This is a genomic window from uncultured Cardiobacterium sp. (assembly GCF_938028185.1).
Lineage (GTDB): Bacteria > Pseudomonadota > Gammaproteobacteria > Cardiobacteriales > Cardiobacteriaceae > Cardiobacterium.
The window spans coordinates 1-5445 of sequence record NZ_CALJAH010000007.1 but is presented as its reverse complement, the minus strand read 5'-3'; the positions used below and the strand labels follow the sequence as shown (position 1 = coordinate 5445).

Sequence of the window (5445 nt, the reverse complement as noted above, 5' to 3'; positions counted from 1 at the left end):
ACCCGCTGGGAGGAGCTGCCCAGTTGCCGGTGAGGGGGACAAAAAAACGGCGCCGGTTGCCCTGCGCCGTCCTCTTTGCGATGTTGTCGCCGAATTCCAGGCTTCCGGTTAGCGTCCATCAGCGGACTTCACGCCCATACTCGTCAATCGGGTAGGTGTACCACAGGCGCAAACCCGATGGTCTCGTCTCAATGTTCACAAGTTCGTACTGGGGATGGTCAGCAAGGAATTCGGTGATCCCGTCAGCAGCTCGCAGTATGTAATCATCCGTAAAGTCTTGGGCACTACTGTGCTTGGTGTTCCAGTCGTTGTATATAAGCCGTCGATTCCGCCGTTTTTCGAAGCGGACAGCCTGCTCCAGGGCTTCAAGAAAATATTGGTTCAGCGACAGTCGCTTTTTCTCACAAATCTCTTTGAGCTGTGCATACAGATCTTCGGGCAAGCGTACTTGCATTCTGGTGAACTCGTGTTGTTGCATGATCTACCTCCGGTTATTTTCGAGGCAACTAGGATATTCCGTTCCTGAAAAGCATGCAACACTAATCATAGTGTTTCTTTGACACTGTTTTTAGTTGTATCATCATAAAAGCCGTGATCTCCCCCGAATTCTCGGTCGGCGTCGTTTTACAAAAAACCCCTCAAAATTGAGGGGGTCATTCTTGGCGACACGGTCGAGGGTCAGGGGAATGAGCTTCTGCTATTCCGCCGGCACCCTGTACTTGCGCTTCAGCAACCGGATGGCAGCCTCGACTTCAATTTTGTTTGCCTCAAGCAAGGCAATGATATCCAGCATCACCCCCAGCTGATGATGCGCTGGCGCCGGTGGAATTTGCTGCGTAATGGCACGCCACAGGGGGCGCGCTGCAATTTGGGCAGGCTGGCGCAATCCGAACCTGATGCCGATGATGTCGCGCCGTTGTCGGATGATGAGGCCGAGGCGGTCAATCGCGCGCTGGCGTCGCTCAAGGTTAAGTATCCCGATGCGTATCAGGCCGTCATGGTGCGTTATCATGATGGGGTGTCCAACAAGCAGGCAGCAGCGCGACAATGCGGCACGAGTGTTACGGCGATGTATCGCAGTTTGCTGGCAGGTCATGCGTTTCTGGACGGATCGGTTGTGCGGCAGGAGGTTAATCATGGCAAACGCAAAAACGGAGCATAGCAGACGGCTACGCCGGGCAACGGCGGATGCTTTTCAAAGCCGCCTGACAGCGGCTAACCGCTTTGAGGTCAAGCACAAAGACCCGGCGGTCATCGCGGCCATCCGTGCCGGGCTGGAACAGGTGGAGGGGAGCAATCAGGCGGAAAAAATTCTTTTTCTTATAGAGTGTTATCAAAAGAACTCGGGGTAGGGGTTGTATTACCAGGCGCACGGTAATACGATGCGCCCATCGGAACAAAAAACCGATACCTCAAATCAATGCGCAAGCCCACAGGGGCGGCGTCAAGTTAAGTCTAAACAGGAGACGAACATGTCAAAATACACCATCACCCACGCCTGCGGCCACGAAGAAGTCCATAACATCGTTGGCACCAACGTCCACGGCGAACGCGATAAAAAAGCCGAATGGCTCTCTACTCGCCTCTGCTATGAATGTTACAAAAAAGCACAAAAAGAAGCTGTGCCTGTGCCTGATGTCGGTTACGTGGCGCTGGAAGGCTCTGAAAAGCAAATTGCATGGGCGGAAGATATTCGCGCAAAGGTAGCCCCGCTCATAGTGGACGGGCAAGAGAAAGCAAACGCCGCATCACACCGCAACCCTGCCGTTGCCGCCGCAATGAATGCGGTGCTGCAGGAATTGCGTGAACAGTCATCCGCCAAGTGGTGGATTGACCACCGCGATACCATTGATTTTGTCTGGATGTCAAAACAGGCTAAGGAGAAAATGTAATGTCCCCAATTACTGAAAAGGAAATGTACACACTGGGTCAATTGACCCGGTGTGTTTGGACGGACGGCGAAGTGCCGCCGAATATTTTGAGCCACATGCTGGCGTATCCAACCAAGGGTATCGGTATGGCGCACAATACCGATGCCTGGCGCAAGGCAGACCAAGAAGAAATCGCCCGCCTCATTGCGAAACTGCCCGCCGAATGGGATGAAAGCAACCCTGTTCCGCAAGGTGCGCGCGGGGCGTTTTGGAATGGTTTTTATCAATATGCCGCCCTGCGGGATAAACAGCAGAATCTAACGGCAGATAGTCTCACCGAAATTGGGGTCGTCCTTTGGGGTGAGCATTGGCAAGCCAAAATGGCGGAGGCGCTTGGACTGTCCGGTACGGCGAGAATACGGCAATGGCTGACAGGGGGAAATATCCCCTTTGGCGTATGGGCGGAGCTGGATTTGATGCTGCGCGCCCGTGGAGAACGTATTGACGCCATCCGTGGCAATATCGGCAAGGTGGCAACGGCGGATGTGCCAAACTCTTGACATTGGTGCGTACCAAAACTATTAGGTTGGGATTTTTGCAATTACAACCTGATATTCGCCCTTCGGGGCGCGAAGTGAAACAAAACTACCGTATTACAAACAGCCCGCCTTGTGCGGGCTTTTTGTTTATGCGCGCATACTTCCGCGCATGTCATGCCCTATCAGTTTGCCGCCGTAGGCAGATTGTTTCCCGCCCGCTCACGCGGGCTTTTTTATTGCCCGGAGGCAACCATGAAACTGACCGAAGAACACCTCAAAGGCCTCATCGCCGATGTGAGTTATCACCGCCTGGACGGCACGACCGTCACCATTTGCGCGCTGACATTGTGCAGCGGGTTTGTGGTTACGGGTGAGTCCGCTTGCTTCGATCCTGCCAGTTTTGACGCGGAAATCGGGGAGCAAATCGCTTACGCCAACGCCTTTGAAAAGCTGTGGCAGTTGGAGGGCTATCACGTCAAGGCGCTTGCTGCGCTGGAGGGCAACAATGCAGGCTGATTTTCAAACCGCGCTGCGGTTGCTCGCCAAACACGAGGGCGGCTGGAGTGACCGCGACCGTGATGCCGACCCCGGCGGCAAGACGATGTACGGCATCACGCAAAGCACTTACAACGATTGGTGCGACCAAAAGGGCAAGCCGCGCGGCGAGGTGCGCAATATCGCCTACACCGAGGCTGCCGCCATCTACCGCGCCAATTACGCCAACCCCGTGCGCTATGAAGACCTGCCGCCCGGCATCGGCTACGCGGTGTTCGACCTCGCGGTGAACGCGGGTGTCTCGCGGGCGGTGCGCCTGTTGCAAGAGGTGTTGGGCGTCAAGGCCGACGGTATTGTCGGCAGTCAGACGCTGGCGGCGGTACGTGCCGCCAATCTGCCCGAGCTCATCAAGCGCTACTGCGCCGCCCGCCGCAAGTGGCAGCTGCGCCTCAAGAACGCCAAGCATAACCCCGGCTGGGTAACGCGCATCAACGACGTCGAACGCGATGCGCTGCGCATGGCGGGCGAGGCCGACAAGGCACGCCGTCCGGGGCAGTCGCTCAATGATGCGCGCAAGGCCGCCGTTGCCGCGCGTGGTGATGTTGTCCCCGCCATTGCGCCCACCGACCATGTGCCGGATGACGGGCGCGGTGCCAAGGCTTACGGTCGCGCCCGTGCCCCGGCCAGCGAGTATGTCGCACCGGCCACGGGTGCGGCGGCGCTGATTGGCGCTGCGGCAGACACGGCGGCGAGTGCGGGCGACCTGCATGACAACCTTGCCCGTTTCCTGCCGCCGTGGTTGTGGTATCTGGTACTGGCGGCGGTGATCGGTTATTTGTGCTGGAAGGTGTTCCGTGCTCGCGCGGATTAAGGCGTGGGCGCTGTATGTGCTCGCAGGCGTTGTCTTCGCCCTTGCCGTCGCCGTCAATGTGTTGCGTGCGAAAAACGCCCGCCTTGCCGCCGAGATGGAGCGGCGGGAACGCTCCCGTTTGCAGGCCATCGCCGACGGCCTCAAGGCACGGGCAGCGCGCGCCAATCAGGCGGCGGTCGCATCCAAACAGGAGCGCGCGGAAGCAGAACAGGCTATCAGGGAGGGCAGGCGTGATTATTTCGAGAAGTAAGGCGGCAGTATTGGCCGCCGTTTTTGTTTTTGGCGCGTCGGGCTGCGCGCGGGTGGAGTATGTACCTTTGCCGCCCGCGCCCTGCCCGCCGATGCCTGCCTTACCCGTGGTTAAGGGTGGGGATTTGATGATGTTATCCGATGAGACCTACCGCGACCTCGTCGAGCGAGAGTTGCGGCTCAAAGAGCATATCGGGCAGTTGAGGAGTATGTGCGATGACGAAAGAAACTGAAGACACCCACAAAGCAGTGTTTGATTGGCGTATCAGCATGGGCAATTTGCTGGTTGTCGTTGGCATGATTGGTAGCGGGTTTTGGTTTTTGGCGAACGTGGACAAATCTAATGCACTACAGGACGCCAAAATCGAGAACTACCAAACCGCGATGCAAACGGCAATCGAAGCAGAGCGGCAGGCACGCAAAGATGCAGGTGCTGTTGAGCAGCAGGCGCGCCGAGAGGCAGACCAGGATTTGCGCATCCGCATGGATGCAGACCGCGCGGAGCAACGGCAGCAGTACGCAGAGATGCGCCAGCAGTTCGCGAAGCTCAACGACAAAATTGACGCATTGCTCAAGGAGAAGGGGCAGTAATGGCACGTCTGACCGATGCGCAATGGGAGGCGATGAGAGCCGCCCATGAGGCGCATGGCAAATCATTTTCCGAGCTGGCAGAGGCGTATGGCGTCCACAAGTCCAACATCAGCCGACGCGCCAAAGCCGAGGGCTGGAATCAGGAGAAAACGCAACGGCTGATTTCCGCAACTGTCGAAAATGAAAAGGAAAAAATCGCGTTACGCAACGAAACGCAACAGCTGAACGCAACGTTGCGCGAAGAGGTGCAACGCGAGGTGTTTGACCGACTGGCGTTTGAGTTGCAGAACAATGCCGATATGCAGCGGATGCGCGATGCGGCAATGTCTCTGGTGGACAAGGCGGTCGCTATGGCGGACGGCGCGGACAAGATGGATGACGTCAAGGGCGCCATCGCCGTCGTGGAAGGCGCTTCGCGGGTGGTCAAAACGCAACGGGAAAGCGTGCTGGGCAAAGCGCCCGACACCGCCATCCAGATTAACAACGCCCCGGCGCGGATTGAACGGGTGATTGTCGATGCGCATTGACACCCCGCGCTGGGCGCTACCGCTGTTGCAACCGGCGCGTTACAAGGGCGCGCATGGTGGGCGGGGCGGTGGTAAGTCGCATTTCTTCGCCGAAGCCGTCGTTGAGGCGCATTTGCTCGACCCCAACAGCAAGACGGTCTGCATCCGCGAAATCCAAAAATCGCTGCGCCACAGCGTCAAGGCGCTGATTGAAGCGAAGATTGAGAAGCTCGGCGTGCTGTCGCATTTCGACATCCAGCGCGACCTCATCCTCAACCGCTACGGTGGCGGGCTGATTATCTTCCAGGGGATGCAAGACCATA

General features: G+C 57.4%; 11 protein-coding genes. 9 read left to right on the top strand and 2 right to left on the bottom strand.

What is annotated here, in order from left to right; translation table 11 throughout:
* Window positions 1–118: 118 nt before the first annotated feature.
* Both Q0349_RS00360 and Q0349_RS00355 read right to left on the bottom strand, forming a co-directional pair.
* A complete protein-coding gene (locus tag Q0349_RS00360; RefSeq protein WP_298078740.1) occupies window positions 119–478 on the bottom strand; it encodes a hypothetical protein in 360 nt (119 codons plus the stop codon).
* 219 nt (window positions 479–697) lie between these two features.
* On the bottom strand, window positions 698–1138 hold the full coding sequence (locus Q0349_RS00355) for a hypothetical protein (protein WP_298078738.1): 441 nt from the start codon (window positions 1136–1138) through the stop codon (window positions 698–700).
* Here Q0349_RS00355 and Q0349_RS00350 point away from each other — a divergent pair.
* The 9 genes from Q0349_RS00350 to Q0349_RS00310 all read left to right on the top strand — a co-directional run.
* The gene (locus tag Q0349_RS00350; protein WP_298078736.1) at window positions 1137–1352 is read left to right on the top strand and encodes a hypothetical protein; all 216 of its coding nucleotides are present in this window, start codon (window positions 1137–1139) and stop codon (window positions 1350–1352) included. The genes Q0349_RS00355 and Q0349_RS00350 overlap by 2 nt on opposite strands.
* A gap of 120 nt (window positions 1353–1472) precedes the next feature.
* Complete coding sequence (locus tag Q0349_RS00345; protein WP_298078734.1) at window positions 1473–1892, top strand: hypothetical protein; 420 nt, start codon at window positions 1473–1475, stop codon at window positions 1890–1892.
* Entirely contained in the window at window positions 1892–2431 is a 540-nt protein-coding gene (locus Q0349_RS00340) for a hypothetical protein (protein WP_298078733.1), read from the top strand. The genes Q0349_RS00345 and Q0349_RS00340 overlap by 1 nt, the downstream gene beginning before the upstream one ends.
* A 231-nt stretch (window positions 2432–2662) precedes the next feature.
* A complete protein-coding gene (locus Q0349_RS00335; RefSeq protein WP_298078732.1) occupies window positions 2663–2926 on the top strand; it encodes a Gp49 family protein in 264 nt (87 codons plus the stop codon).
* Window positions 2916–3776: a glycosyl hydrolase 108 family protein gene (locus Q0349_RS00330; protein ID WP_298078731.1), complete on the top strand. Its 861-nt coding sequence runs from the start codon at window positions 2916–2918 to the stop codon at window positions 3774–3776. The genes Q0349_RS00335 and Q0349_RS00330 overlap by 11 nt, the downstream gene beginning before the upstream one ends.
* The gene (locus Q0349_RS00325; protein ID WP_298078729.1) at window positions 3760–4026 is read left to right on the top strand and encodes a hypothetical protein; all 267 of its coding nucleotides are present in this window, start codon (window positions 3760–3762) and stop codon (window positions 4024–4026) included. The genes Q0349_RS00330 and Q0349_RS00325 overlap by 17 nt, the downstream gene beginning before the upstream one ends.
* 215 nt (window positions 4027–4241) lie before the next feature.
* On the top strand, window positions 4242–4616 hold the full coding sequence (locus Q0349_RS00320) for a hypothetical protein (RefSeq protein ID WP_298078727.1): 375 nt from the start codon (window positions 4242–4244) through the stop codon (window positions 4614–4616).
* Window positions 4616–5143: a hypothetical protein gene (locus Q0349_RS00315; RefSeq protein ID WP_298078725.1), complete on the top strand. Its 528-nt coding sequence runs from the start codon at window positions 4616–4618 to the stop codon at window positions 5141–5143. Before Q0349_RS00320 ends, Q0349_RS00315 begins: the two co-directional genes overlap by 1 nt.
* A partial coding sequence (locus Q0349_RS00310; RefSeq protein ID WP_298078724.1) for a phage terminase large subunit occupies window positions 5133–5445 on the top strand: 313 nt, incomplete at its 3' end. The genes Q0349_RS00315 and Q0349_RS00310, both read left to right, overlap by 11 nt.

What these genes read in the sequence shown, in the direction of transcription:
- Q0349_RS00360 (WP_298078740.1), bottom strand. Translation starts at nt 478, where the DNA reads ATGCAACAACACGAGTTCACCAGAATGCAAGTACGCTTGCCCGAAGAT.
- Q0349_RS00350 (WP_298078736.1), top strand. Translation starts at nt 1,137, where the DNA reads ATGGCAAACGCAAAAACGGAGCATAGCAGACGGCTACGCCGGGCAACG.
- Q0349_RS00355 (WP_298078738.1), bottom strand. Translation starts at nt 1,138, where the DNA reads ATGATTAACCTCCTGCCGCACAACCGATCCGTCCAGAAACGCATGACC.
- Q0349_RS00345 (WP_298078734.1), top strand. Translation starts at nt 1,473, where the DNA reads ATGTCAAAATACACCATCACCCACGCCTGCGGCCACGAAGAAGTCCAT.
- Q0349_RS00340 (WP_298078733.1), top strand. Translation starts at nt 1,892, where the DNA reads ATGTCCCCAATTACTGAAAAGGAAATGTACACACTGGGTCAATTGACC.
- Q0349_RS00335 (WP_298078732.1), top strand. Translation starts at nt 2,663, where the DNA reads ATGAAACTGACCGAAGAACACCTCAAAGGCCTCATCGCCGATGTGAGT.
- Q0349_RS00330 (WP_298078731.1), top strand. Translation starts at nt 2,916, where the DNA reads ATGCAGGCTGATTTTCAAACCGCGCTGCGGTTGCTCGCCAAACACGAG.
- Q0349_RS00320 (WP_298078727.1), top strand. Translation starts at nt 4,242, where the DNA reads ATGACGAAAGAAACTGAAGACACCCACAAAGCAGTGTTTGATTGGCGT.
- Q0349_RS00315 (WP_298078725.1), top strand. Translation starts at nt 4,616, where the DNA reads ATGGCACGTCTGACCGATGCGCAATGGGAGGCGATGAGAGCCGCCCAT.